The organism is Klebsiella sp. RC2 (assembly GCF_014192815.1).
In the GTDB taxonomy this organism is placed as follows: Bacteria; Pseudomonadota; Gammaproteobacteria; order Enterobacterales; family Enterobacteriaceae; genus Klebsiella; species Klebsiella variicola.
Genome location: NZ_JACHYL010000006.1, coordinates 301,715 through 328,395 on the forward strand (window position 1 = coordinate 301,715; position 26,681 = coordinate 328,395).

The 26,681-nt window shown below is 58.8% G+C and carries 26 protein-coding genes and 1 pseudogene; 12 read left to right on the plus strand and 15 right to left on the minus strand.

The window, feature by feature from the left end; all coding sequences use genetic code 11:
• Positions 1 to 56: 56 nt before the first annotated feature.
• The 6 genes from FHW76_RS19605 to opgB all read left to right on the plus strand — a co-directional run bounded on the left by FHW76_RS19605 (position 57) and on the right by opgB (position 5,788).
• On the plus strand, positions 57 to 833 hold the full coding sequence (locus FHW76_RS19605; protein WP_032731593.1) for a threonine/serine exporter ThrE family protein: 777 nt from the start codon (positions 57 to 59) through the stop codon (positions 831 to 833).
• The gene (locus tag FHW76_RS19610; RefSeq protein ID WP_012542936.1) at positions 824 to 1,297 is read left to right on the plus strand and encodes a threonine/serine exporter; all 474 of its coding nucleotides are present in this window, start codon (positions 824 to 826) and stop codon (positions 1,295 to 1,297) included. Before FHW76_RS19605 ends, FHW76_RS19610 begins: the two co-directional genes overlap by 10 nt.
• A gap of 102 nt (positions 1,298 to 1,399) precedes the next feature.
• Positions 1,400 to 1,939: a primosomal protein DnaT gene (gene dnaT / locus FHW76_RS19615; protein ID WP_012968990.1), complete on the plus strand. Its 540-nt coding sequence runs from the start codon at positions 1,400 to 1,402 to the stop codon at positions 1,937 to 1,939.
• Between the two features lie 2 nt (positions 1,940 to 1,941).
• Complete coding sequence (gene dnaC / locus FHW76_RS19620) at positions 1,942 to 2,679, plus strand: DNA replication protein DnaC (RefSeq protein ID WP_008807545.1); 738 nt, start codon at positions 1,942 to 1,944, stop codon at positions 2,677 to 2,679.
• A gap of 65 nt (positions 2,680 to 2,744) precedes the next feature.
• Complete coding sequence (locus FHW76_RS19625) at positions 2,745 to 3,239, plus strand: DUF2501 domain-containing protein (RefSeq protein ID WP_023297029.1); 495 nt, start codon at positions 2,745 to 2,747, stop codon at positions 3,237 to 3,239.
• A gap of 257 nt (positions 3,240 to 3,496) precedes the next feature.
• Entirely contained in the window at positions 3,497 to 5,788 is a 2,292-nt protein-coding gene (opgB, locus tag FHW76_RS19630) for a phosphatidylglycerol--membrane-oligosaccharide glycerophosphotransferase (RefSeq protein ID WP_032701158.1), read from the plus strand.
• Between the two features lie 60 nt (positions 5,789 to 5,848).
• Here opgB and FHW76_RS19635 read toward each other — a convergent pair whose 3' ends face one another.
• The 9 genes from FHW76_RS19635 to FHW76_RS19675 all read right to left on the minus strand — a co-directional run bounded on the left by FHW76_RS19635 (position 5,849) and on the right by FHW76_RS19675 (position 15,351).
• The gene (locus FHW76_RS19635) at positions 5,849 to 6,787 is read right to left on the minus strand and encodes an Rpn family recombination-promoting nuclease/putative transposase (protein WP_165451823.1); all 939 of its coding nucleotides are present in this window, start codon (positions 6,785 to 6,787) and stop codon (positions 5,849 to 5,851) included.
• Positions 6,788 to 6,920: 133 nt separating this feature from the next.
• The gene (locus FHW76_RS19640) at positions 6,921 to 7,931 is read right to left on the minus strand and encodes an SIS domain-containing protein (protein WP_008807549.1); all 1,011 of its coding nucleotides are present in this window, start codon (positions 7,929 to 7,931) and stop codon (positions 6,921 to 6,923) included.
• A 17-nt stretch (positions 7,932 to 7,948) separates the two neighbouring features.
• Complete coding sequence (locus tag FHW76_RS19645; protein ID WP_183476904.1) at positions 7,949 to 9,010, minus strand: SIS domain-containing protein; 1,062 nt, start codon at positions 9,008 to 9,010, stop codon at positions 7,949 to 7,951.
• A 12-nt stretch (positions 9,011 to 9,022) separates the two neighbouring features.
• Positions 9,023 to 9,874, minus strand: coding sequence for a PTS system mannose/fructose/sorbose family transporter subunit IID (locus FHW76_RS19650; RefSeq protein WP_012542940.1), 852 nt, complete (start codon positions 9,872 to 9,874; stop codon positions 9,023 to 9,025).
• Positions 9,852 to 10,631, minus strand: coding sequence for a PTS mannose/fructose/sorbose/N-acetylgalactosamine transporter subunit IIC (locus tag FHW76_RS19655; protein ID WP_008807552.1), 780 nt, complete (start codon positions 10,629 to 10,631; stop codon positions 9,852 to 9,854). The genes FHW76_RS19650 and FHW76_RS19655 overlap by 23 nt, the downstream gene beginning before the upstream one ends.
• 16 nt (positions 10,632 to 10,647) lie before the next feature.
• Positions 10,648 to 11,118: a PTS sugar transporter subunit IIB gene (locus tag FHW76_RS19660; protein WP_012542941.1), complete on the minus strand. Its 471-nt coding sequence runs from the start codon at positions 11,116 to 11,118 to the stop codon at positions 10,648 to 10,650.
• Between the two features lie 14 nt (positions 11,119 to 11,132).
• Positions 11,133 to 11,555, minus strand: coding sequence for a PTS sugar transporter subunit IIA (locus FHW76_RS19665; RefSeq protein ID WP_012542942.1), 423 nt, complete (start codon positions 11,553 to 11,555; stop codon positions 11,133 to 11,135).
• 99 nt (positions 11,556 to 11,654) lie between these two features.
• Positions 11,655 to 14,420 carry a sigma 54-interacting transcriptional regulator gene (locus tag FHW76_RS19670; protein WP_110221198.1) on the minus strand — a complete coding sequence of 922 codons (2,766 nt, stop codon included), beginning with the start codon at positions 14,418 to 14,420 and terminating at the stop codon, positions 11,655 to 11,657.
• Between the two features lie 100 nt (positions 14,421 to 14,520).
• Positions 14,521 to 15,351 (minus strand): GNAT family N-acetyltransferase, encoded by an 831-nt coding sequence (locus FHW76_RS19675; protein WP_060876620.1) that lies wholly within the window; start codon positions 15,349 to 15,351, stop codon positions 14,521 to 14,523.
• Positions 15,352 to 15,383: 32 nt separating this feature from the next.
• On the opposite strand from FHW76_RS19675, the gene FHW76_RS19680 reads away from it, so the two are divergent.
• A complete protein-coding gene (locus FHW76_RS19680; protein WP_023297021.1) occupies positions 15,384 to 15,917 on the plus strand; it encodes a GNAT family N-acetyltransferase in 534 nt (177 codons plus the stop codon).
• Positions 15,918 to 15,945: 28 nt separating this feature from the next.
• Here FHW76_RS19680 and FHW76_RS19685 read toward each other — a convergent pair whose 3' ends face one another.
• The 5 genes from FHW76_RS19685 to FHW76_RS19705 all read right to left on the minus strand — a co-directional run bounded on the left by FHW76_RS19685 (position 15,946) and on the right by FHW76_RS19705 (position 22,100).
• Positions 15,946 to 16,956 carry an Ldh family oxidoreductase gene (locus FHW76_RS19685; protein WP_023322033.1) on the minus strand — a complete coding sequence of 337 codons (1,011 nt, stop codon included), beginning with the start codon at positions 16,954 to 16,956 and terminating at the stop codon, positions 15,946 to 15,948.
• Between the two features lie 11 nt (positions 16,957 to 16,967).
• Positions 16,968 to 18,569, minus strand: coding sequence for an APC family permease (locus FHW76_RS19690; protein ID WP_012542949.1), 1,602 nt, complete (start codon positions 18,567 to 18,569; stop codon positions 16,968 to 16,970).
• Between the two features lie 15 nt (positions 18,570 to 18,584).
• Positions 18,585 to 20,189, minus strand: coding sequence for an aldehyde dehydrogenase (NADP(+)) (locus tag FHW76_RS19695; RefSeq protein WP_183476906.1), 1,605 nt, complete (start codon positions 20,187 to 20,189; stop codon positions 18,585 to 18,587).
• 14 nt (positions 20,190 to 20,203) lie between these two features.
• On the minus strand, positions 20,204 to 21,124 hold the full coding sequence (locus FHW76_RS19700) for a dihydrodipicolinate synthase family protein (RefSeq protein WP_008807565.1): 921 nt from the start codon (positions 21,122 to 21,124) through the stop codon (positions 20,204 to 20,206).
• A 151-nt stretch (positions 21,125 to 21,275) separates the two neighbouring features.
• The gene (locus tag FHW76_RS19705; RefSeq protein WP_008807566.1) at positions 21,276 to 22,100 is read right to left on the minus strand and encodes a helix-turn-helix domain-containing protein; all 825 of its coding nucleotides are present in this window, start codon (positions 22,098 to 22,100) and stop codon (positions 21,276 to 21,278) included.
• Between the two features lie 310 nt (positions 22,101 to 22,410).
• On the opposite strand from FHW76_RS19705, the gene FHW76_RS19710 reads away from it, so the two are divergent.
• From FHW76_RS19710 to FHW76_RS19725, 4 genes are read left to right on the plus strand one after another with little or no spacing between them, the layout of a single operon-like run.
• The gene (locus FHW76_RS19710; protein ID WP_023297019.1) at positions 22,411 to 23,358 is read left to right on the plus strand and encodes a 4-hydroxyproline epimerase; all 948 of its coding nucleotides are present in this window, start codon (positions 22,411 to 22,413) and stop codon (positions 23,356 to 23,358) included.
• Complete coding sequence (locus FHW76_RS19715) at positions 23,355 to 24,464, plus strand: FAD-binding oxidoreductase (protein WP_110221200.1); 1,110 nt, start codon at positions 23,355 to 23,357, stop codon at positions 24,462 to 24,464. Before FHW76_RS19710 ends, FHW76_RS19715 begins: the two co-directional genes overlap by 4 nt.
• A complete protein-coding gene (locus tag FHW76_RS19720) occupies positions 24,461 to 24,724 on the plus strand; it encodes a (2Fe-2S)-binding protein (protein WP_110221201.1) in 264 nt (87 codons plus the stop codon). Before FHW76_RS19715 ends, FHW76_RS19720 begins: the two co-directional genes overlap by 4 nt.
• Positions 24,705 to 25,967: an FAD/NAD(P)-binding oxidoreductase gene (locus FHW76_RS19725; RefSeq protein WP_050887437.1), complete on the plus strand. Its 1,263-nt coding sequence runs from the start codon at positions 24,705 to 24,707 to the stop codon at positions 25,965 to 25,967. The genes FHW76_RS19720 and FHW76_RS19725 overlap by 20 nt, the downstream gene beginning before the upstream one ends.
• 3 nt (positions 25,968 to 25,970) lie before the next feature.
• Here the strand turns inward: FHW76_RS19725 and hpaR are convergent, their stop codons facing one another.
• The gene (gene hpaR, locus FHW76_RS19730) at positions 25,971 to 26,411 is read right to left on the minus strand and encodes a homoprotocatechuate degradation operon regulator HpaR (RefSeq protein ID WP_002887503.1); all 441 of its coding nucleotides are present in this window, start codon (positions 26,409 to 26,411) and stop codon (positions 25,971 to 25,973) included.
• A gap of 64 nt (positions 26,412 to 26,475) precedes the next feature.
• Between hpaR and FHW76_RS19735 the strand changes: the two are divergent.
• Positions 26,476 to 26,640: pseudogene (locus FHW76_RS19735) on the plus strand (hypothetical protein).
• Positions 26,641 to 26,681: the final 41 nt, after the last annotated feature.

Below are 26,681 nucleotides of genomic sequence, written 5' to 3' on the forward strand. Positions count from 1 at the left end.
GCGCTTCAGGTTAAAGTATCGACAGATAACCAGACGTCGCGGACAGCAGAGGAATTATGCAGGTTGATCGGTCACAGCAGCGGGCAATCACACGATTGTGCATCCAGTGTGGTCTTTTTTTGTTACAGCACGGCGCCGAAAGTGCGCTGGTGGAAGAGCTATCCACCCGCCTCGGACGGGCGCTGGGAATGGACAGCGTCGAAAGCGCCATCTCGTCTAATGCCATCGTGCTGACCACCATTAAAGATGGCGAATGTCTCACCTCAACGCGTAAAAATGTCGACCGCGGCATCAATATGCATGTGGTAACGGAAGTGCAGCACATTGTGATCCTCGCCGAACATAAGCTGCTCGACTATCGCGATGTCGAGAAGCGCTTTTCGCAGATCGTTCCCTTGCGTTATCCGCGCTGGCTGCTGGTCATCATGGTGGGGCTCTCCTGCGCCTGTTTCTGCAAACTGAATAACGGCGGCTGGGACGGTGCGCTGGTCAGCTTCTGCGCCAGTACGGTAGCCATGTACATTCGCCAGGTGCTGACCCACCGGTCCATGCATCCGCAGATCAACTTCTGCATCACCGCCTTTGTCGCCACAACCATCTCCGGGCTGCTGCTGCGCCTCCCGGCCTTTGCCAGTACGCCGACCATTGCCATGGCCGCCAGCGTCCTGCTGCTGGTTCCGGGTTTTCCTTTGATCAACGCCGTCGCCGATATGTTTAAAGGGCATATTAATACGGGGCTCGCCCGCTGGGCGATCGCCAGCCTGTTAACCCTTGCCACCTGCATTGGCGTGGTGATGGCGATGACCGTATGGGGGCTGCGCGGATGGGCATAATCTCGTTTATTTTCGCACTGGCGGAAGACATGCTGCTGGCGGCAATCCCTGCCGTTGGTTTTGCCATGGTCTTTAATGTCCCCCAGCGCGCCTTGCGCTGGTGCGCGCTGCTGGGGGCGATCGGTCACGGCTCGCGCATGGTCATGATGAGCGCCGGTTTTAACATTGAATGGGCCACCTTTCTCGCCGCGCTGCTGGTGGGCAGCATCGGCATTCAGTGGTCACGCTGGTATCTGGCGCATCCGAAGATTTTTACCGTCGCCGCCGTGATCCCGATGTTTCCCGGCATCTCGGCCTATACCGCGATGATCTCCGCGGTAAAGATCAGCCATTTTGGCTATTCTGAAGAGATGATGATTTTGCTGCTGAGCAATTTTTTAAAGGCGTCGTCTATTGTGGGCGCCCTTTCTATTGGCCTGTCGATACCCGGTCTGTGGCTGTATCGTAAGCGCCCTCGCGTCTGATCCCGGCGTCGCGGTACAGCCGCGACGCTCCTTCCGCGATAGGCTCTGTGCTACTATGTGCAGATCACCCCACTCTTTGCAGTTCAGAGTTGAGATAGAGTTATGTCTTCGCGAATTTTAACCTCCCATTTTAGCGGCCTGGAAGAGTTCCTCCAGCAGCACGCGGCGCTGCTGGCGAAATCAACTGACGGCACCGTTGCCGTTTTTGCCAATAACGCGCCGGCATTCTATGCGCTGACGCCAGCGCGGCTGGCGCAACTGCTGGAGCTGGAAGCCAGACTGGCGCGCCCCGGCAGCGACATCGCCCTTGACCCGCAGTTTTTCGAGGAGCCCGCCGCGGCGCCAGTTGCGGTGCCAATGGGCAAATTTGCTATGTACGCCGACTGGCAGCCGGACGCCGATTTTCAGCGCCTGGCCGCGCTGTGGGGCATTGCCCTGAGCCAGCCAGTCACGCCGGAAGAGCTGGCTGCCTTCGTCGCTTACTGGCAGGCGGAAGGTAAAGTGTTTCACCACGTGCAGTGGCAGCAGAAGCTGGCACGTAGCGTGCAAATCAGCCGCGCCAGCAACGGCGGACAGCCGAAGCGCGATGTGAACAGCGTGAGCGAACCCGACAGTCATATTCCGCGAGGTTTCCGAGGATGAGCATGAAAAACGTGGGCGACCTGATGAAGCGTCTGCAGAAAATGATGCCGGCCCATATCGAACCGGCGTTTAAAACCGGCGAAGAACTGCTGGCCTGGCAAAAAGAGCAAGGCCGGCTGCGTTCCGAAGCGCTGGAGCGGGAGAATCGCGCGATGAAAATGCAGCGCACCTTCAACCGCTCAGGGATCCGCCCGCTGCATCAGAACTGTTCCTTTGATAACTACCGCGTCGAGTGCGAAGGACAGATGAACGCCCTCGCCCGCGCACGTCAGTATGTGGAAGAGTTCGATGGCAATATCGCCAGCTTTATCTTCTCCGGTAAACCGGGGACCGGTAAAAATCACCTGGCGGCAGCCATCTGCAACGAGCTGCTGCTGCGCGGGAAGTCGGTCTTAATCATCACCGTGGCCGATATTATGTCGGCGATGAAAGATACCTTTGGCAACCGGGAAACGAGCGAAGAGCAGTTACTGAGCGACCTCAGCAAAGTCGACCTGTTAGTGATTGATGAAATTGGTATGCAGACGGAGTCTCGCTATGAGAAAGTCATTATCAATCAGATAGTTGACCGTCGTTCTTCATCCAAACGGCCTACCGGGATGCTCACCAACAGTAATATGGAAGAGATGAACAAGCTGCTCGGCGAGCGGGTAATGGACCGTATGCGGCTGGGGAACAGCCTGTGGGTTATCTTCAACTGGGAAAGTTACCGGCACCGCGTCACTGGCAAGGAGTATTAAGAGATTTCCGGACGATGACGGCGTTATACTAAAGCGATTATTCAGTCACGCTTATGAGTCCGTCTATGAAATCGTTTAAAAATGGCTTACTTGCCGCTCTTGCCGCCAGTGCATTTACCCTCGCCGGCGCTCACGCTGCCTCCTGGCAGGATTCTCTTAACAGCGCCGCCAGCCAGCTTAGCGGCAGCAGCACCCAGGCTGGCAGCGGCGGCATGTCCGTCTCCTCGCTAACCAGCCTGCTCAGCGGCAGCAGCCAGTCTCTGACCGCCAGCAGCATGAATAATGCGGCCGGGATCCTGTCATATTGCGCGCAACAGAAACTGGCCTCCGTGACCAGCGCCGATAACGTCAAAAACCAGGTGCTGGATAAACTGGGACTCAGCACGCCGGAAAAACAGAAACAAGACACCAACTATCTCGATGGCCTGCAGGGCTTGCTCAACAGTAATAACGGCCAGCAGCTGGACCTGAATACGCTTGGCAACAGCTCGCTGGCGAAACAGGTGAAAACCAAAGCCTGCGATCTGGTCTTAAAACAGGGCGTTAACTTCCTCTCCTGATACGTACTGCTCATGCCGCGTTTGTTGCCTTCGCGACGGCAGCGCGGCCTGAAACGGTTTTTTTACCCTTTTTCCCTCTCCGCTTCCCCGCCACACCCGATGCGACACCGATCAAAAAAGGCAACATCTAAACCAATTCTGAATAACTGCACAGTTTCATGACGCTAGAATTGCAGCAAGATGGCGCTGCAATTACAGTGTGGCGTGAAAAGTAATCTATTCTGCCAGCCGACAACTGGCGCTAATGAGGATGAGCTGTGTCAGAGTTGTTATCCATCGCCTTATTTTTAGCTTCGGTGGTGCTGTATGCCTGGAAAGCGGGTCGTAACACCTGGTGGTTTGCCGCCACGCTCACGGTGTTAGGTCTGTTCGTGGTGCTGAACATCACCCTCTACGCCAGCGACTACTTTACAGGCGACGGCATCAACGACGCGGTGCTCTATACCCTGACCAACAGCCTGACTGGCGCCGGGATCGGCAAATACATTCTGCCGGGCGTCGGGGTGGGCGTCGCGCTGGTTGCCGTCTTTGGCGCGCTGGGCTGGGTGCTGCGCCGCCGTCGGCATCATCCTCATCACGTCGGTTACAGCCTGGCGGCGCTGCTGCTGGCGCTGGCCTCAGTGGATGCCAGCCCAGCCTTCCATCAGATCAGCGAGCTGGTGAAATCGCAGTCACGGGAAGGTGACCCGGACTTTGCCGCATACTACAAAGAGCCGTCGAAGCGTATCGACAATCCACAGCTGAACCTGGTCTATATCTATGGCGAAAGCCTCGAGCGTACCTATTTTGATAACGACGCCTTTCCTAACCTCACCCCTGAGCTCGGTAAAATAAAAGATCAGGGCCTCGATTTCAGCAATACCATGCAGCTCCCGGGGACGGATTACACCATCGCCGGTATGGTCGCCTCGCAGTGCGGCATTCCGCTGTTCGCGCCGTTTGAAGGCAACGCCTCGGCCTCGGTCTCCAGCTTCTTTCCCCAGAATATCTGCCTTGGCGATATCCTGAAAAACTCCGGCTATGAAAACTATTTTGTGCAGGGAGCCAACCTGCGCTTTGCCGGCAAAGACGTGTTTCTCAAATCCCACGGCTTCGATCACCTGTACGGGGCGGAAGAGCTCAAAACTACGGTAGCGGATCCCGCCTATCGCAACGACTGGGGCTTCTATGACGACACCGTGCTCGATGAGACGTGGAAAAAATTCGAAGAGCTGTCGCGCTCCGGTAAACGCTTCTCGCTGTTCGCCCTGACGGTGGATACCCACCACCCCGACGGCTTTATCTCGCGCACCTGTGAGCGTAAACGCTATGACGTAGACGGTAAGAAAAACCTCTCCTTCAGCGCCGTTAGCTGCAGCCAGGAACATATCGCCGCGCTGATAGAGAAGATTAAAGCCTCACCCTATTTCAAAAACACGGTCATCGTGGTCTCTTCCGATCACCTGGCCATGAAAAACAGCGCCTGGGATTACCTCAACAAGCACGATCGCAGCAATCTGTTCTTCGTCCTGCGCGGCGATAAACCGCAGCAGGAGACCCTGGCGGTGAAACGCAATACCATGGATAACGGCGCGACGGTGCTCGATATTCTCGGCGGCGATAACTATATCGGCCTCGGGCGCAGCAGCCTCTCCGGCCAGTCGCTCTCCGGTATTTTCATGAATATGAAAGAGAAGGTCCTGGCCTGGAAACCGGACGTGATCCGCCTGTGGAACTTCCCGAAAGAGATGAAAAACTTCACCATCGATTCGCAGAAGAACATGATCGCCTTCTCCGGCAGCCATTTCCGTCTGCCGCTACTGCTCAGGGTATCAAACCAGCGCGTTGAACCGCTGCCGGAGAGCGAATACTCTGCGCCGCTGCGCTTCCAGCTGGCCGATTTCGCGCCGCGGGATAATTTCGTCTGGGTCGATCGCTGCTATAAAATGGGGCAGCTGTGGGCGCCTGAACTCGCGCTTTCTACCGACTGGTGCGTCTCGCAGGGGCAGCTGGGCGGTGAGCAAAAGGTTCAGCACGTCGATAAGCCGCAGTGGCAAGGCAAAACCGCTTTCAGGGATACCCTTATCGATATGGAGCGCTATAAGGGGAACGTCGATACGCTAAAAGTCGTCGACAACGATATTCGCTACAAGGCCGACAGCTTCGTGTTTAACGTCGCCGGCGCCCCGGAAGAGGTCAAGCAGTTCAGCGGCATTTCGCGTCCCGAGTCCTGGGGTCGGTGGTCCAATGCCCAGCTGGGCAACGACGTGAAGATTGAATATAAAGAGCCACTACCGGAAAAATTTGATCTGGTGATCACCGCCAAAGCTTACGGCCCAAACGCCAATAAGCCGATCCCGGTGCGGGTAGGTGAAAGTGAGCAAGTGCTTACGCTGGCCAATGATGTGACCACTACGACGCTGCATTTCGACAACCCGTCGCGCAGCAACACCCTGACCATCACTCCGCCGGACCCGCAGTCCACCAACGAGGGCAATATCCTTGGTCACTCCCCACGTCAGCTGGGGATCGGCATGGTGGAGATCAAAGTGGTGAAAAGCGAAGGCTAAAACCATCCTGCCCGGCGGGTTTCCGCGCCGGGCAACGGTTGCCGTGGCAGAGCGTTAACCCTACAGCGGCTGTAGTTCATCAGCCGACAGTCCGGTGATTTTCTGTACCATCTCTTTGTCGAGGCCATTTTGTAACATACTGCCGGCAATGCGCAGCGCCTCACGGCGGCTTCCTTCCTGTAAGCCCTCCTGGTGCCCTTCTTCCCGGCCTTCTAGTCGACCTTCTTGCCGACCTTCCTGCTTAAGCTTTTGCGCGATAGACATCAGTGTCTCCTCATACTGTGGCAGACGGCGGGCCAGCCGGCGGAGAAACACGCCCGGCTCGGCCGTATTACCGTACTGCAGCATATAGTGAAACAGCATTCTCAACTGCCGACGGTTAGTGTATCCCAGCATCACAACGGCCGCCAACGACTCCGTTATGCCGCTGAGATCGCGCTGGCGAATATGTTTTTGCATCAGCTCCAGCAAGGCGACTCGCCGATGCTGCACGATGTCATCGTCCGGCATCACCGTAACGTCGATCAACGGAAACGAACAGCCATACAGCGTCTTCGCCATTTGCGGGTCGGCAAATTCATCCAGCCAGTTGAGGGAAAAGGGGTATGGACTGGTCACACCGTGATAAAAAAGCATCGGCACCACCAACGGCAGCGTTTTGTGCCCGGCATCCAGATGGCGCTGCATTGCGGCAATCGCATAGCGCATCAGGCGAAACGCCATATGGTTATCCGGTGAGCTCTGATGCTCTATCACCACATAAACATACCCCGCACCGCAGGTAGTTTGCACCGACCAGAGGACGTCCGAATACCAGGCGCGCAGATCCTCATCGATAAAGCTCGCCGATTGCAGTCTCAGGGTAGCGAAATCGCACTGCTGGCGGATCGCTTCGGGAAGGTAGAGGGCGAGGAAATCATTCGCCGTCTCCGGGTGGCGAAGAAATCGTTTAAAGACCGCATCGTGCGGCGTCGAGGTCATCCGTTTTTTCATGGCCATCCGCTTGCCTGAAAGAGAAGGAAAGCCGGACTCTACCACCGGTTTTTACCCGAATGGATTTGACGATAATTTTCTGGGAAGCGCCTCGGAGAATAGCATGGCGGCCAGCCCGGCTGGCCGCCATCAATATGGCTTAGTAATCAAACTGACGGTAGTAACGGCGGATATTGAGGTCGTGGCCGGTATGGTGTTCAAAGTGGGCCGCCAGCCGATCCACCAGCAGGGTGGACACCACGCACGGCGCCATAATCCAGCGGAACGCGTCATCAATGCCGTTCAGCGGATAGTCGCGCGGGTCGATTACCACCAGATGGTCAGTTATCTTTTCGGCAAAGCGTTCGACGCGCTCGTCCAGCGCCCGGCATTTCCCCTCACCTTTCACCAGAAACAGCGGGACCTCTTTTTCCAGCAGCTCCAGGGTGCCGTGGAAAAATTCAGCCGAGCTCACGGATTTCGTCCGCTTCCACTGCATCTCTTCGAGAATACACATTGAGAACAGGTAGACCTCGCCCCACATTTCCGCGCCGCCAATCCACATCATATAGTCGCAGTCGTGGTATTGTGCGGCAATGCTATCCGCCTGGAGATCGAACTGGCGTTTGGCCTGCAGGAGATTTTCCGGCAGTAATTCGAGCTGACTGGCAAATCGCGCATAATTTTCAAACTCGCCGTGACGATAAATAACGCGGAAGAATAACCAGTACAGCAGCATATATTCATATTCCACACCGTTCTTGTGGCACATCGGAATATGCCAGCTGGCGGCGGCGGCCAATGGCGAGTCGGCATGACGGGTAATAGCCACCACGCGGATCCCCTGCGCCTTGCACCACTCGGCAATAGCCACCGACTCTTTGGTATCACCGGATTTAGATAACGTAACGACAACTGCATCTTTATTTAATTTTTTATGTCCGCGATGAATTAATTCGGCCGCCTGCTCAAGATATACCGGCACACTGGTTAATTCTTTGGCAAACTCATTAATGGCCATCATCGGTGCCAGAGAACCGCCTACCGAGGCAAAAAATAATGCGCTGCAGCCGCTGTCATAAATATCATCGGCCACGGTTTCAGCCTGTTTACGCGCAGCGATGATCTCGCGAGCACTGGTCAGGTACTCGTCCTGATTAAAACCCAACATAGTTTTCTCCTGAATATTCAGATTTTACTTTTTAATACGCGGTCAAAATCGTCAAAAATACGTTTAGCCAGATCGATGCCTTTCAGTCCGGCGGTATGCCAGGCCAGCATCTGGACGGGAACAATCAGCAACAGCGGCGCCAGGTGATGCTCGCACGGACAGTTTAGCGCCAGCGTCTGCGCATCCTCGGCATCGCTCAGCGTTAGCGTAAAAGCCCGGGCAATGGACGGCGCCATATAGTCCCGCAGCGCCCGGGTTCGCGCATCCGGCGCATCTTCAATAAACAGCATCACATGGCGGGCGTTGGCTTCCAGATAGGGACCGTGCATATAGGCTTCCAGCTCAAAGCCGCTGGAAGGCACGCGCACCGTTTCAGTAAATTTGGTTTCAAATTCCTTCGCCACGCCAACCAGCGCACCGTAGCCGGTGGCGACAAAGCGCTCCCCGCTCCGCAGCGTTTCGCTATACCGGTCGATAAAGCGCGAGGTGCGGGCGATAACATCCGGGATCGCCGCAAGCAGCCGCTGGAATTCAGCGAGATAGTGCTGCTCCTCGACCTCGCTGACTTTCCCCTGCTGACGAGCAATGATCAGCGCTATCAGCAACAGATTCAGCACCGTCGCGCTAAAACCACGGGTCACAAACCCTACGCTCTCGATCCCGGTATTGATATCCAGAACGCCATCGCAAGCGCGGGCTATCGGGCTTTGCGGGTCGGAGGTCAGGGCAAATACCGGCAATCCTAAGGCCTGTACCTTACGCATCGCCTCCAGCGTTGACGCGCTTTTCCCGCTCTGTGAAATCGCCACCACCAGATCGGTATGCGGGTCGATCGCTTCGTAATGGGTAAAGTTGTACGGCTCTTTAATGTCAACCAGCACACCGAAGCGTTGTTCAAAGAAATAGCGCGCGCACAGCGCGGCATTCAGCGACGATCCGGTCGCCAGCAGCAAAATTCGGCGTACCGGGTGCTGGCGGGAAAAGGTCTCAATCGCCGCCAGCTTTTGCCGGTAGCCACGCAGGATCTGCGCCAGGCAGGCCGGCTCTTCACGGATATAGGTCATCATTGTTGGTCGCATAGCTCACTCCCGTTAAAACAATCCGATCCACGAACCCAGAATGCCTACCAGCGCCATGCCGCCAATAATTGAGAGCGGTTTAACTTTCCGTCCCAGCAGCCAGTAGACGATGCCAAAACTCACCAGCGGCAGCATGCAGGGCAGAATGTCATTGATAATGTCCTGCACCTGAGTTTTGGCTTCTCCGGCACCAAAGGAGAGAGGGATGGTGATATCGATCATTGAGGCGGTCATCGCCCCGACCACCATCAGGCCGATAATCGACGCTCCGTAGGTCAGGCTCTCCATCATTCCGCTCTTCTGGATCCGCTGCAGGACCCCGGTTCCCAGCACGTAGCCCCAGCGGGTAAAGCACCAGCGCACCAGAATGTGCGGCACGTTAAACACCAGCAGAAACAGGATCGGCCCGAGGATGTTGCCCTTCAGCGCCAGGCTGGTGCCGATCCCGGTGGCGATCAGGCGCAGCGTCCCCCAGAAGAAAGAGTCCCCCAGCCCGGCCAGCGGCCCCATCAGCGAGGCTTTGACGTTATCAATCGCAGTGGCATCCATGTTTTTCTGCTGGCTGTTTTTCTCCTCCATCGCCGTGGTGATCCCCAGCAGCAGGGTGACGATATGCGGCGTGGTATTGAAAAACACCAGATGACGTTTCAGCGCCCTGGCTAGCTCCTCTTTGCGCGGATAGAGCTTTTTCAGCACCGGAATCAGCGCGTAAACAAAGGCGAGATTCATCTGCCGCTCATAGTTCCACGAGAACTCCATCTGGAAGGAGCGCCAGAACACCCGGCGTAAATCTCGTGGCGTAATCCGGGTTTCTTCCTGCTCCTGCGGTTGCAGGGTCTCTTCAGAAATCGTCTTCGTCGTCATCGCTGACTCCTTGTTCTGTCGTCGTACGAGGTGAATTCAACGCGGTGACGTTAACCATGACCACCGCCACGATGGCGCCGAGAATGGCGATGCCGGTCACCGGGATTTTCAAATAAGCCATTAGCACAAAGCCGAGGAAAAAGTACGGCGCAACTTTCTTGTTAATCAGCAACCTGGCAAGCATCGCGAAGCCGAGCGCCGGGATCATGCCGGTGGCGACGCTGAGCCCGTGTTTGATAAATTCCGGGATGGTATCGAGCAGGGATTTCACCGCGTTGCTGCCCACCAGGAATGAAACGGTCACCACCGTGGCCAGCATCAGCGACAGCCCGAAGCCGGCAATCAGATGCATCCGCTCAATGCCCCGCGTATCCGCCCGTTCCGCATACCCGTCCGCCTTCTGGCTGAGCATCGGGATAAACATCCCCAGATAAACGTTTTTCAGGATCAGGGTCAGGGTGGCGATAGGCAGGCCGAGCAACAGCGCCGTTTCCGTGCCCGCGCCGGAGGTGATGGCGAACGCCACGCCGAGAATACCGCCCGTCACCACGTCGGGCGGGATCGAGGCACCAACGGAGAAAGAGCCGATAAACGCCAGCTCCAGCGTCGCGCCCATAATGACGCCGGTCTGTACATCCCCCAGCACCAGTCCGGTCAGCAGCCCGGTGACGATAGGCCGGGAAATCAGCGACGTCCCTAAGGCATATTCCGATTGCGCGATAAACGCCACCAGACCCAGTAAGAGAGCCTCTACCATAATCTGTCCTCCGGAATTACACGCATTCCGTAAAAAGCTGTTTGCGATCGTTCGGGACCTGGCGAATCTCCACCTCGACGCCCTTCCCCACCAGTTGTTGTAGCTGCTCTATTTCTGTCGGCAGTAAATTAATCGCCTTAGAGATATTTTTACTGCCCTCTTTAGCCTTAATTCCGCCGAGATTTATGCTTTTTATTTCCCCGATAGCGCAGGCAATACGCCAGGCGTCATTGACCGATTCCACGACAATAAATAAATTATATTTATCGGTCACCCCACTTTTTATCGCCTCAATAGCATCATTGATATTTTTAATCACCAGTTTTACCGAGGGCGGTTTGGCAAGCTTAATGGTGGTTTTCCGCAGTTCATCTTCAGGGACACTGTCGTTGGCGATCAAAATGCAATCGGCGCCGACATATTGGGTCCAGGAAAAGGCCACCTGGCCGTGAAGTAATCGATGGTCTACCCTTAATAACGTAATCATCATGCTTCCTCATTTCAGAAGTCTTTATCCATAGTCATCGCACTGGCAATCGTTTGATTGCAGTACTGAATGCTCTCTTTGGCGCTGGTTAATGCTTCGGTAATTAATTTTTCAGTATTCTCTTCCGCTGCGGAAATCAGCAAGTCAATAATTAACGGCAGATTTAAACCGGATAATAAATGGAAGTGTGGGCGTGATAAAAAACGCACAAACTCGTTATTCACACTACCGGCGAAAATATCCGTAATCACTATCAGCTCATCCTGTGCCGGGAAACGCGCCAGTAGCGCCTCCACCTGCTGCGTGAGATCGGACTCCTCTTCTACATAGGCGCACAGGGTATGAATATCCGGCTGTTTACCGAGGATTAGCTCCACGGAGTTCAGCAAACCGTTAGCAAAGGTGCCATGGCTGGCAAAAATATAGTGTCGTTTCATCCTTACCTCGAAAGCGCATTCCACTGCTTTCTTAATTGCAACCGGCGTGCCAGAAACAGTGGCGCGCTGGTTAGCGCAAAGACGAACGGACTGAGGGAACTAAAACTCTTGATCTTCCTGAATAAATTCCGTTTCCCGCGTAAGGATATCATGAATGTAGCAGAGCTCGACGACGGGGATTTTGACACTATACCCGCTCTCTATGACACTAAAAGCCTCGCGGAGCGTCGCCAGCTCGCTCTGCGGACACTGCCTTCCGGAATAATGGGATGGCGACGCGTTGCGGATCAGGCGCTCTATCAGACAGCTGATATGCACATACAGCGCCACCTTGCGATCGTTGGGCACGTCGCAGCCGGCCAGATGCTCATAGCGCAGTAAAAACTGCTCGACCTGATTGATGACCTTTGCGGTATCGAGGATCGTCACCGACTCGATCACCCGGCGCAGCGAGAAATTTTTCAGGATCAGGTTATTGATCTCGCTGACTTGTTCAGAGGAGGTCAGCTCGCCGAAGATACGCATCAGCGGGCGGCTGCCCTGGCCGGAAATCAGCGAATCCAGCGAGATCCACGGCAGATCGGCAAGCTGCGGATCCAGGGTACCGACGATCGCCAACACCTCATAGCGGCTGAGCATCGGTTGCCGCCGCGCGGGATCGGCGAGCGTTTCCACATCACAGGCCACAATATCGATCCCCAGCGCTTCAGGAATGCTGGCTTTTAACAGCGCCGACAGATTCGCTGCCGCGCCCAGACCGGTCGCGCAGGTCGTAAGAATCGCCCGCGGTTTATCGGTTTGCGGGTAATAGAGCTGGTGCTCAACCGCAAGGTCATCGCCGATGTCGCGGACGATATCTTCCAGCATAACGCCCTGCAAAATACGCTCCCCAACGTACATCGCCATCCCGGTCGAGACGTTATTAATTATCGCCATCGGCGTACTCAGCCGACGATTAAAATGGCGATGAATGGCGTTCAGCGATCCCATATCGACCAGAATGATCAACCCTGACGCCAGAGCGTGGCTCTCAATATAGGCCATCACCTGGTTAGCAATAGCCTCCGGCGTCACGTCGAGCGGCATATCGAATGACTCAAACAGCTGGCTTTTCAGCAACCGGTTCGCCACGTTGGCGATGCTGCTGGCGGTGGCGTAACCGTGGGCGAGGATAATTGCCCGGGTCACCTGCTGCTGGCTGATGGCGCCATTTTTATGTAACCACAGCACCAGCAGCAGCAGGTCAATGCGCCGGGGTTCAATGTCCAGCTTCAGCGCCAGCGCAGCGAGGATCTCTTCGCAAAAGCGATACAGCAGCGGATATTTCTGCGCCAGAAAATCCTCCAGCAGGCGGCTTTTCTCGTTGCTCATCGTGGACGGCCCCTGCCGGGAACGATGTATCAGGTAGTGGCTTAAAGCGTAGATACAGTTGCCGTTAAACTGGATATTGAAGCGCTTTTCAAGGCGATAAAACTCCTCCCGCACCTGATGCGTTATCAGTAGCAGCATATGCGAACTATTGGCATCGTGATTATCGAAAATCAGCCGATCGAAGAGGGTTTCAATCTCCTCGCCCATGCTTTTTTGCGCCTCATCCCAGAGCGTTTTTTTACTCTGCACCGCCTCATACAGCGCGAGAACGCGGCACTGAGTATCATAAATCAGCCCCTGAATCGGGTCGCGCGCGCGCAGCAGCCAGACCAGGCTGGTCTGCGGCTCGATAAGCAGCGGCTCCTGCTGGCCCATCGCTTCACTGAGCGCTGGCGTCGCAGCCATGATATTTTCCGGCAGATCGTGCAGCGTCACGGTAAGCATCTCGCTGCCCGGACACCTGGCCCAGGCCGACGCCACGGTGTATTTCACCACATTCTTCAGCTCACCGACGTTACCGCGATAAACATAGTGCGTCAGCACCTGTAGCAGCCGGGGCGTCAGCTGCAGCCGGGTAGCCAACGTGCGCGCCTCCTGCCAGAAAAACTGCAGCGTGAGCGCGTCTTTTTCGTGGCGGCTGCGGGTCTGTAAATCAGGCAGGCTAACGAGGATCGGGATACGACGAATAAAGGTGGTCAGAAACGTGCTGTGAATATCTTCGGTGGTGGCAAACACCAGCCTCAGCGAAATCGGCATCCCCTGCGCCGTTTCCCCCACCCGATAGATCTCCTTACGGTCCAGCCATGTGAACAGCTTCTCCTGCCCCTGCGCATCCAGGCGGTGGACTTCGTCGAGAAACAGCACGCCGCCGTTTGCCGCTTCAAACGCCCCGGCTTTATCGCTCTGCGCGCCGGTAAACGCGCCTTTGACGTAACCAAACAGGTTGGCGGCCAACAGCTCCGGGTTGCTGGCATACTGGGCGCAGTTAAAGCTGACAAAAGGCGCATCGGGCGGCAGCAGCCCCTGGGCGATAGCAAACTCATGCATCAGCTCCGCCATATAGCTCTTGCCAGTTCCGCTGTCGCCAACGATCAGCAGCGGAAGCCCACCGTTGGGATAAAACAGCGCGGTTTTCATCTGTTCGATAGGCTTGCGCAGGCTACCGTCATGGCCGGTCAGCAATGAGAAATGATCCGCCTGCTCCGGCTGCCGGTCGCTCTCTGCGAGCAGTTCCGCCATGCTGGCGTACTCGCTGCGGGAAAGAGGGAAAAACTGCTGGCAGAAGGCGGCTTTATGCAGGAAATAGACTGGTCGAGTATTGATCTTCACCAGCACATCCTGGGCCACCAACTGATTCAGATAGTGGCTGGCGGTATTTCTTTGCATCGCAAAACGCCGGGCCAGGTAGCCAGCGGTGAAGACCTCGCTCAGGTTATCCGGATCAAAAAAATCGGTCTGATTTTGCAGAAAAGCCAACAGTTCCGTTTTACGCATCGCATCCCCCATCATTGCCATTACGAAGGGATATGATGCGGCAAAAGAGAGGCTTATCGACGGCCCGTGCTGTTTTTTGCGGTCCAGCGCACACTCCCGGCTAAGCCGACTTCGCGTCGGCCAGATCCATCGTCATTTCATACTGCTGCAGCGATAGCGGCGCATATCCCGCCGCGGCAAACAGCGGTGTAAACGTTTCCGGGACCGTCACCGAAGTCCCCACACCCGGGAACTGCTGCGCCAGCGTCACCAGCAGCTCACGCGCCAGCCCCTGACGGCGGGCGGCGGGCTCCACCCACAAAAATTGCAGTACAGGCCGTGAGCCCGCCGTCGTTAGAACCGCGAAGGCGCGCTGTTCCAGCGTCACGACCTGACATGGCAGGGTGGCGAAGGTGAGCGGATCCAGCAGCCAGGGGAGCTGACTGTTACTCTCGTCAATGACGCGCCGTAGCAGGGCCAGGGTGGGATAAAGCTGTAACACCTTCGATGTCGCAGCCAGAGGCGCTGTGCTCAGGTAGCCGCAGAGCCCATAGCGCCGCGTAAAGCCCAGCGTCTGATATAGCGCGACGGCCGCATGGTTATCGCGGATCACCTCCAGAGATACCGTCTCAACCCCCTGTTGTTGCAGGAGCATTAGCAGATCTTGCATCAGTTCCCGGCCCAGGCCTTTGCCGCGCCAGGCCGGGCGCAGGGCAAAGGCCGCCAGGCGAGCGGCACTTCCCCGGCGGGCGACAATCGCGATCGCCGCCGGTTCATCTCCGGCCAGCCAGACGCGGGAATCGATCAGGCTCATTCCTTCGGCGCTAAAACGCTGTGCAAATCCCGCCACCGACTGGGTAACAGGCACCAGATAGGCTTCAAAACAGGCGTTGAGAATATCCGTTAACTGCACGCTGCTGAACTGCGTGGCGGGAACGGCGGTCAGCTCCATACTTTTCTCCCGAAGGCTGCTATGCTGAGGTGATGAAAACTAACACTATAACTGCCGGTGCCGTATTACGCCTGACTCAGGAGAGCGATATCGCCCTTCTGCCCGCCATTGAACGTTCTGCCGCCCAGGCATTTCGCCAGATCCCCTCTCTCGCCTGGCTGGCGGACAGTGAGGTGATTAGCGTTGCGCGTCATCATGATTATCTGGAAACAGAGCATAGCCTGCTGGCGGAAGCCGCCGGGCAGCCGATTGGCTTTATTCTGACCGAACCGCTCGACGATGCGTTATTTATCGTCGAAGTCGCCGTCCATCAGAACTGGCAGCATCAGGGCATCGGCCGGATGCTGCTGAAGCAGGTTATTGAGGGCGCACAGCAGATGGGCTATCCGGCGGTAACCCTCACCACCTTCCGCGAGGTGCCGTGGAATGCGCCGTTTTATACCCGTCTGGGATTCACCATGCTCGATGAGCTGACCCTGCCTGCCGGACTGGCGGCAAAAAGGGAACAGGAGACCCGGCACGGCCTGCCGCCCGAGTCGCGCTGCGCCATGCGCCTGTCGCTCTGATGGTCGGCCCGCCGCGCTCCGCGCTTTACTATGGCCGCAAGGCGCAAATCTCATCATGCAATGAACGGCTGATGGTAACCCCCTGCTGCTCACTCTGCTGACGGCAGGCGAAACGCCGCTCGCCCGGCAGCCGCGCCCCCTGATCCTGCATCGCATTGAACAGCGTTTCGGCGCGCGCCAGCTGCTCTTGTGCCTGCGCGCCGAGAAAGCGCTGCGGATCCAGCGCCAGGATAAGCTCGCCGCCGTAGGGGAGCCCACCCGCGCCGTTATCCCACGCCAGCGATTCGGCGCTGGTCATATCGCCGATAAGTGGCCCGGCCAGCAGCTCAACCATTGCCGCCAGCGCCGAGCCCTTATGCCCGCCAAAGGTTAACATCGCGCCGTTCAGCACCTCCGCGGCATCGGTCGTTGGCTGTCCCTGACTGTCGATTCCCCAGCCTTCCGGTAGCGCTTTGCCAGCACGCTGATACAGCTGGATCTCACCGCGCGCCGCGGCGCTGGTCGCCATATCAACAATAAACGGCGGCTTATCCCGCCGCGGCCAGCCAAAGGCAATAGGGTTGGTGCCGAACAGCGGACGCGTGCCGCCCGCCGGGGCGACCCAGGCGTGGCTTGGCGTGCAGGCCAGCCCCACCAGCCCTGCCTCGGTCAACGGCTCAATATCGGCAAACAGCGCGGAAAAATGGACGCAGCGGTTAATCGCCAGCGCCGCAATGCCGTTTTGCCGCGCCTTCTCCAGCAGCAGCGGCAGCGCGCGCTCGTAGGCCAGCAGTGAAAAAGCGCCCCCGGCGTCCGCCCGCGCAATCGCCGGCGCCTGGTCATGGATCTGCGGCTCGGCATCGGGCGATACCTTACCTTTGCGCAGGGTATCGACAATGCCCAACAGCCGCCACAGGCCGTGGGAAGCGCAGCCATCGCGTTCCCCGGCGGTCACATTGCGGGCAATCGCCGCCGCGTGGTCGGCGCTAAATCCATTGGCGCTGAGTACCTCCAGCGCCAGGTCATAAGCTTCAGGTAACGATAGAGTTACCGACTCCATACTGTTCTCCTTTACTCTTCTTCGTCTCCGCTAAAGTTAGCCTGCGGCAGGCAGCTGCGCGCGCCCCAGTAGTAAATCCCCAACGACATCGCCGCCACCAGCACCGTATCCCAGGGGTGACCGATAACATTAAGCCCGCCGAAGCTGCCCAGCCAGGAAAAGAGGATAATCAACGCATAAAACACGATCAGCCACAGCGAAGACTTCACCTGCTGCGCCAGGCTCACGGTATGTTCCGGCACCTTACCTTTGCACATCACGTAGACGACAAACATCACGATTTGCAGCCCCAGCAGCCACGAGAGCGTATTCCAGCCGGACCAGTAGACAATCAGCGCCGAGATCATAAACGATACCGGGCCGATGATGCCGAAGGCGCGCACGCGGAACGGCCGCGGCAGATCCGGCGCGTTGCGGCGCAGCCCGGCAGCGGTCACCGGAGCGATGGCGTAGCTCAGCACCAGGGCCGCCGACACCACGCTAATCAGCTGTTCCCAGGAGGGGAACGGCAGCGTCCAGAAGATTGAAAGCCCGAAGGTCAGCCACAGCGCCGGACGCGGAATCCCGGACGCTTTATCGATATGGGTAAAGGCTTTAAAGAAAGTACCCGCCTTCGCCCAGCCGTAGATCACCCGCGGCGTCGCGTTCATATAGATATTGCCGGTGCCGCTCGGGGAGATGATCGCATCGCTTATCACCATAAAGGCCAGCCAGCCCATGCCGAGGGTAATGGCAATATCGCGATACGGCAGCGAGAACTGTTTGCTCACCTCGGCCCAACCGCCGTTCAGCATTTCGGTGGGGATGCTGCCAAGGAACGCCAGTTGCAGCAGCACGTAGATAATCGTCGACAGCACCACTGATAAAATCAACGCAATAGGGATAGTCCGCTGCGGCTTTTGTACTTCGCTGGCCACCGAGATAATCGGCGTCAGTCCCAGATAAGCGAAGATAATTCCGCCCGCGCTGATCGCCGCTTCCACCCCGGACATGCCGAATGGCGCAATCCCCTGCGCGTGCAGGTTCTCCGGTTTAAAGAAGGCGAACAGCGTCACCACCACCAGCAGCGGCACCAAAAACTTGAGCACGCTGATGAAGTTGTTCGATCGGGCGAAGGTCTTAACGCTGTAGTAGTTAAGCGCAAAGAAGAAACAGAGCAGCAGGAACTGCACCACCCACCCCAGCAGCGTCGGCGAACTGGAACCCGGCTGGGTCAGCGCCGGAAACCAGGCGGCGGCATATTGCCGGGCGGCGACAATTTCAATCGAGATCAGGCTGGAGAAAGCGATCAGGGTGATGAACCCCAGCAGATAGCCCATCAGCTCACCGTGGGAAAAGACCGGGTAGCGAATAATGCCGCCGGCGCGCGGCAGCGCCGCCCCCAGCTCGCAGTAGACAATCCCCAGCAGCAATACTGCAAAGCCGCCGATCACCCACGAGGCGATCCCGGCCGGACCGGCGATGGAGGCCACGTGGCTGGCGGCGAATAACCATCCGGAGCCGAATATCGCCCCCAGGCCGATAAAGGTGAGATCGGTCAGGGTCAGCTGTTTTTTAAACTTACCCGACTCAGCAACGCGGGTTTGACTGTTATGCGTAGTGTGAATGGTCATGGTGATGCCCTTGCGTCAATGAGAGGAGGAAATCGCTTCCCGGGTCCACTGGCCGTTGACCAGGCGCAGCAGGTTCAAAGGGTTCGCATCCTGCAGCGCCGGCGGTAACAGGGCAGCCGGCGCGTTCTGCAGACAGACCGGGCGCAGAAAACGCTCAATCGCCCGGCTGCCGACCGAGGTCCCGCGTGCGTCGGTGGTCGCCGGCCACGGGCCGCCGTGGACCATCGCATCGCACACTTCCACGCCGGTGGGATAACCGTTAAACAGCACCCGTCCGGCCTTCTCACAAAGCAGCGGTAGAAGACTCGCCGCCAGCGGGCCATCATCCGCCTCGGCATGCAGCGTCGCGGTGAGCTGACCCTGCAGCGCTTTCACCACCGCCTGCAGCTGGGCCACGTCGTCCACTTCCACCAGTAGCGATAACGGGCCGAAAACTTCGGTCTGCAGCAGCGTATCCTGCGCCAGCAGATCTTCGACCTGAGCCTGCCACAGCAGGGTCTGCGCCTGCCCGGCGCCGGCGGCGATGCCGCTCGCCAACTTCTCGATACGCGGGTGCGCCGCAAGCGCCGCCACGCCCTGACGGTAGTGCTGAAGGGTCGGCGCATTGAGCAACACCTGCGGCGTGGAGCCCGCTACCGCCGCGCACAGCGCCGACTTAAAGCGTTCCAGCCCGGCGCCGCGCAGCGCCAGAATCAGCCCCGGACGGGTACAGAACTGGCCACCGCCGAGGGTGAATGACGCCACCAGCTCGTTTGCCAGCGCCTCGGCCCGCGTCTGCAGCGCCTGCGGCAGAATAATCAATGGGTTAATCGCCGACATTTCAGCAAACAGCGGAATTGGCTGCGGTCGCTGCTGCGCCAGCTGATACAGCGCCTTACCGCCGGCCAACGAACCGGTAAAGCCAACGGCCTGAATCGCCGGATGACGGACCAATTCGGCGCCGATATCGGTCCCGAAAATCATATTGAATACGCCGCCGGGTAAACCGCACCGTACCACCGCCCTGACGATCGCCTCGGCGGTCAGCTCGGCGGTGGCCATATGGCCCGGATGGGCCTTCACCACCACCGGGCAGCCAGCCGCCAGCGCCGAGGCGGTATCGCCGCCAGCGGTAGAAAAGGCCAACGGAAAGTTGCTGGCGCCAAACACCGCCACCGGCCCTAACGCCTGCTGATACTGGCGCAGGTCCGGGCGCGGCAGCGGCTGACGGTCGGCTAAGGCGGTATCAATACGGGCGGCGAAGGTATCACCGCGCAGGATCACGTCAGCAAACATCCGCAACTGGCCGCTGGTGCGCGCCCGCTCTCCCTGTAGCCGCGCCAGCGGCAGCGCGGTCTCCTGCCCGGCGATAGCAAAAAACGGCTCGCCCAGCGCGTCCAGTTCATCGGCAATCGCGCAGAGAAAGTGCGCCCGCTGCTGCGGCGTGGTTTGTGAATAGACGGCAAAGGCCTCCTGCGCGGCTTCTGCGGCCAGTGCGGCTTCCTCACGGGAAGCCGGATAAAAGCGGTGGCCGGTGGCTTCGCCGTCCACCGCCCGCAGGCTCAATAGCGTCGCCTCACCGCTGGCAATACGGCGTCCGGCGATAAACTGCCGTCCCGCCATGGTCTGAGATGCATTCATAGTGACTCCTGTGCTCAGAGGCCGACATCCGGCAGCGTCGGACGAGTGGCCAGCGCCTGTTCAACGATCGCCACCACCTGCTGGCGCGTTTCGCCTTCCAGCGCCAGACGCGGCGGACGGGTAATGGCGCTACCGCGGCCCAGCAACTCTTCACACAGCTTGATGCACTGCACCAGATCCGGACGCGCATCGAGATGCAGCAGCGGCATGAACCAGCGGTACAGCGCCATCGCCTCTTCGTAACGCTGCTGGCGGGCGAGACGGAATAACGTTTCCCCTTCGCGCGGGAAGGCGTTGGACATTCCGGAGATCCAGCCTTCCGCGCCGACGGCGATGCTTTCCACCACCACGTCATCCAGCCCGGCAAACAGCACGAAGCGGTCGCCAACGGTGTTACGCAGGTCGATAAAGCGGCGGGTATCGCCGGAGGAGTCTTTAAAGCAGACGATGTTGTCGCAGTCAGTCAGGGTGGCGAGAATGTCCGGCGTCACGTCGTTTTTGTAAATCGGCGGGTTGTTGTAGACCATAATCGGCAGGTCGGTAGCGCTCGCCACGCTGCGGAAGTGGGCCGCGGTTTCATGCGGTTTTGAGGAGTAGACCAGCGCCGGCATCACCATGATCCCGTCGACGCCGACGCGCTCCGCCTCTTTCGCCATTTTCTGGGCGAAGGCGGTGGTGAACTCGGCCACCCCGGCGATGACCGGAATTTTGCCGCCGGCGGCATCCTTCGCCACCTCGATAATCTGTAGTTTTTCATCGGTGCTCAGCGAGGTGTTTTCACCCACGCTGCCGCATACCACCAGCCCGGAAACGCCATCTTTCACCAGGTTTTTCATCACCGCGTGAGTGGCGTCTAAATCGAGGGAGTAATCGCTACGAAACTGCGTGCTGACCGCCGGGAATACGCCGCTCCAGTGAATCGCTTTTTTGCTCATGCTCGGTTCCTTGTCGTCATTTTGTTAAGTCGAAGTGAATGAATGGTGAATATTCACTGACAGATTGACGTGTCGCGGAACCGGCGGCTTGTCGGTTTTCCCTCAATACGATGACGAAATTAGCACAGTCGGCAAAAGTGTGAGCCAGCGTTTATCCGAGCAGCGTGAGGCGAAAATCGCGCGGCGTCGAGCCGGTCATCGCCTTGAACTGGCGGCTAAAGGCGCTGTGATCGGTATACCCGCACTGCAGGGCGATATCGGTAATCGGCGTATCGCCAGCCAGCAGTTCGGTCGCTTTTTCCAGCCGCACTTTGTGGATCATCTGCCGCGGAGTGAGATGAAAGATCCGTTTGCAGTAGCGTTCGATCTGCGCAATCGACATCCCGCTTAAGGCGGTTAACTCTTCCATGGCGATCGGCCGGTGATAATGGCGGCGGATATGATCGTCGACGATCGCCAGCCGCTGCCACGCCGGATGGCGGGCATGAGCCTCCTGCAGATCGTGCGAGATCCCGGCCATGCCGATCACCTGCCCGCGGACATCGCGCAGCGCCAGTTTCTGCGTCAGGCACCAGCCGCGCTCGCGGCCATTGTAGAGATGCATTTCCAGCTGATCGCGCAGGGTCACACCTTCGCGCAACACCCGCAGATCCTGTTCGGTATAACCCTGACCCAGCGCGGAAGGAAAGACATCGGCGGAGGTTTTGCCCAGCAGCGAGGAGACGCTTTTGAAACCACAGCGGCGGGCCAGCGTCAGGTTCGCCAGCAGATAGCGCGCCTGACGATCTTTGATAAAAAAGACCACATTAGGAATGGCATTGAGCAGGGGCGCAATCAGCGCCAGCGCATTCAGCAGCGCTGGCATATTTTCCGGCCGCTGGCGCGCCAGCCCTTCGCAGATCTGGCTCAGCTCATCGACGGCCAGCTCAGGTTGGTTAACCGCGCGCGGCGGCGCCGCATCAGAAACACCGATCATAAGGCCTCCTCATGGTAAGTGACCGAAGGATATTTATTCACTTTCCGTTAACACCTCAAGCAGCATCCCTCGGTTTTGCGATCCTGGATCCGCTTTACGCCTTCCCCTGATTTAGCCACTGGCGCAATGGTCACTTTCGGTTTACCACAGCATTAAGCAAATGATTAATAAGAAATAACTATGTGAAATAGAAATATACCGCGCTCATGACTGTGCAGATTTCGTCATTTTCTCTGACGAAAGCGCTCAAGCAGGCCGGGAAAGGTTGCGCCAGCATGATGAAACATGTTGTTAACTTCCGGAGAGCCTGATGACCGCGCCACGCCCCCCTGTTACGTTGAGAGCTATTGATTCACATACCGGCGGCGAACCGACCCGCCTGATCGTTGACGGATTCCCCGACCTCGGCGGCGGCAGCATGGCGAAGCGCCGCGACCGCTTCGCCCGCGACTTTGACCATTGGCGTCAGGCGGCCATTCTCGAACCGCGCGGTAATGACGTACTGGTCGGCGCGCTGCTGTGCAAACCGGTCTCGGCGGCGGCTACCGCTGGCGTGATTTTCTTCAACAATGCCGGTTTTCTGAATATGTGCGGCCACGGCACAATCGGGCTTATCGCCTCGCTGGCCTGGCTTGGGCGTATCCAGCCCGGCGTACATCTGATTGAAACACCGGTCGGCGACGTAAGCGCTACGTTGCACGACGATGGCAGCGTATCGGTGCAAAACGTCCCGGCCCGCCGCTGGAAAAAACAGATCCGCGTTGAGACCGCGCATGGTCCCGTCATCGGCGATATTGCCTGGGGCGGCAACTGGTTTTTCCTGATTAACGACCACCCGTTCGCCATTACCCCCGAACATATTCCACAGCTCACCGCCTACGCCTGGGCAGTGCGCGAGGGGCTGGAAGCCGCGGGGATCCGCGGCGACGACGGCGGCGTTATCGACCATATCGAACTCTTCGCCGATGACGATACCGCCGACAGCCGCAACTTCGTACTCTGTCCGGGAAAGGCCTGGGATCGCTCGCCGTGCGGTACCGGCACCAGCGCCAAGCTGGCCTGCCTGGCGCAGGATGGCAAGCTGCAGCCGGGGGAAATCTGGCGTCAGGCCAGCATCATCGGCAGCCAGTTTACCGCCAGCTACCAGCGCACCGCGGAAGGCATCATCCCAACGATCCGCGGCGAAGCCTGGGTGTGTGGAGACAACCAGTTGATCCTCAACCCTGACGATCCCTTCTGCTGGGGGATCGCGCCGTGAAGCAGTGTGATGTCATCGTGATCGGCGCCGGGATCATCGGCGCCGCCTGCGCGTGGCAGCTGGCGAAGCGGGGGCAGAGCGTGACGCTTATCGACGACGGTCAGCCCGGCGCCACGGCGGCAGGTATGGGCCATCTGGTGTGCATGGATGACGACCCCGCCGAGCTTGCATTATCGGCATGGTCGCTGGAACGCTGGCGCGCTATCACGCCACGGATGCCCGACAATTGCGCCTGGCGCGGCTGCGGCACGCTGTGGCTGGCGGAAAGCGAAGAAGAGATGGCCGTCGCGGGCGAAAAACTGCGGCGGCTGGCCAGCTATCAGGTGCCCAGCGAACGCCAGACCCCGCAGCAGATCGCCGGGCGCGAACCGCTACTGCGCGGCGGGCTGGCGGGCGGCCTGTGGGTGCCAGGCGATGGCATCCTTTACGCGCCAAACGTCGCCCGCTGGCTGATGGCCGATGCCGGAGACCATCTTACCTGCCTGCACGACAGCGCGCAGGCGATTACCGAACCGCAGGTGCTGCTCGCCAGCGGCAAACGGCTACAGGCGCGGGCCATCGTGGTGGCCTGCGGACTTGAAGCCAACGCGCTGTTAGCGGAAAACTGGCTGCGACCGAAAAAAGGCCAACTGGCGATTACCGATCGCTACCGGCCGCGGGTGCATCACCAGCTGGTTGAGCTGGGTTACGGCGCCAGCGCCCATGGCGGCGGCACCTCGGTGGCGTTTAACCTTCAGCCGCGGCCAACCGGCCAGCTGCTGATTGGCTCTTCGCGTCAGTTTGATAACCGTGAGCGCGAGTTGGATCTGCCCTTGCTGGCGCAGATGCTCGATCGCGCCCGCCATTTCGTGCCGGCGCTGGCGACGTTGAATATCATCCGCTGCTGGAGCGGCCTGCGCGCCGCCTCGCAGGATGGCAACCCGCTGATCGGCCCGCACCCCACCCGCCGTGGTTTATGGCTGGCGCTGGGCCATGAAGGGCTGGGCGTCACCACCGCTCCGGCCACAGCTGAACTGCTGGCGGCGCAGATCCTCGATGAACGCTGCCCAGTGGCGCCCGACGCCTGGCTCCCGGCCCGTTTGTGTCAACAGGAGGCGATTGCATGAAGGCCACGCTCACTATCACCATTGATGGCGAAGCGCTGACGGTGCCGGAAGGCATTAGCGTGGCGGCGGCGCTGGCGTTGACCGGCGACCCCACCACCCGCCAGGCGGTTAACGGCGATCTCCGCGCGCCGTTTTGCGGCATGGGCGTCTGCCAGGAGTGCCGGGTCACCGTCAATGGCCTACGGGTGCTGGCCTGCCAGACCCTGTGCCGGGCCGGTATGCAAATAGAAAGAAGCCACGATGAACACGCTGCGCTGTGACATTTTAATCCTCGGCGCCGGCCCCGCCGGCATGGCGGCCGCGCTCTCCGCCGCCGCCTGCGATAAACAGGTGATTATTCTCGACGATAATCCCGCCCCTGGCGGGCAAATCTGGCGGGCCGGTCCGCAGGCGACGCAGCCCGCCCTGGCCCGGCGCTACCGCGACGCCATCGCCGCATCTGCCGCCATCCGGGTAGTGAACGGCGCGCGGCTGATTGCCCGCCCCTCCGCGCACAGCGTGCTGTTTGAAACCGCCGACGGCGGCGGCGTGGTTTGCTGGCAGAAACTGATCCTCTGCTGCGGCGCGCGCGAGCTGTCGCTGCCCTTTCCCGGCTGGACCTTACCCGGCGTGACCGGCGCGGGCGGCCTGCAGGCGCAAATCAAACAGGGCCTGTCGCTGAAAGGAGAAAAGGTGGTGATTGCCGGCAGCGGTCCGCTACTGCTGGCGGTGGCGGATACGGTGAACAAGGCCGGAGGCGACGTGACGAATATCATTGAGCAAGCGCCGCTCCCGGCGCTACTGCGCTTCGCCAGCGGGCTGTGGCGCTGGCCGCAGAAGCTGCGCCAGTTAGCGACGCTGGCCCCGAAAGGCTATCTGAGCGGCGCGCAGGCGATCCGCGCTCACGGCGCAACGCGGCTGGAAGCCGTTACGCTTCGCCAGCGCGGCGTCGAGCGAACTATCGCCTGCGATCGGCTGGCTATCGGCTACGGGCTGATACCCAATATCGAGACGGGGCTGCTGTTTGGCTGCGCCACGGCACAGGAGGCGATCCAGGTTAACCGCTGGCAGCAGACCAGCGTCACGGATATCTATGCCGCCGGCGAGTGCACCGGTTTCGGCGGTAGCGAGCTGGCGCTGGCGGAGGGCGAAATCGCCGGGTATGCCGCCGCCGGGGCCAGCCAGCAAGCGCAGGCGTTATTTACCCGCCGCGCCCGCTGGCAGCGTTTCGCCGAAGCAATCAACCGTACCTTCCGGCTGACGGAATCCTTGAAAGACGCCGCAACGCCGGAGAGCCTGCTGTGCCGCTGCGAGGATGTACGCTGCGGCGATGTGGCGGCCGCCGGAGGCTGGCTGCAGGCCAAACTGACCCAGCGCTGCGGAATGGGCGCCTGTCAGGGGCGTACCTGCGCCGCCAGCGCCCGCTGGTTGTACGGCTGGCCGCTGCCGCAGCCAAGAGAACCGCTGGCCCCCGCCCGCGCGGAAACGCTTATTGCCCTCGCCCGGCCGAGCGCCGAGCCGTAACCGCTACTCTTCTTCATCACCGCGCCCGGCAGGGACGCCAAGCGCAATAAACTCCTCCAGCAGCGAGGTCAGTTGCTGCAGCTTTTCCGTGGTGAACTGGGCCTCCAGCAGACGATAGGTTTCTTCCACCTCGGCCTGAGCGCTTTCATACAGCGCGGTTCCGGCAGGCGTCAGCGAGACGTACAGCTTGCGCTGATCGTTAACCGGCTTTAAGCGCAGCACCAGCCCATCCCGCTCCATGCGCGTCAAAATCCCGGTCAGGCTGGGGCGCAGGATGCAGGCGCGAAAGGCCAGATCGTGAAAATCCATCGACGGACGTTCGGCGAGAATTCGCACGATCCGCCACTGCTGTTCGGTGAGATTGTGCCGTTTGACGATCGGCCGAAAGTAGGCCATCGCCGCCTCACGCGCCTGCAACAAGGCAATGGTTAATGAATCATGCATAGTATCCCCTCTACAGCCTCATCCAAAACTTATTAACAACTTAATAATTAGCTTTAATCCTGCCATGTACAACCGGTTTCTGCACCTGAAAAGTACCAGCCTCTTCCTGAAAAACAGTCAACTCATTGATTAAAAACCAATAAGTTATTGATGTGTAAATATTGTGTTAATCAGATCACAAAACATTCACTTCCAGTTGCTAAACCTGGCCGCAAAGCATAAAAGATGATCATTAACATATTAATGAAATGCATTTAAATCCGAAATCAG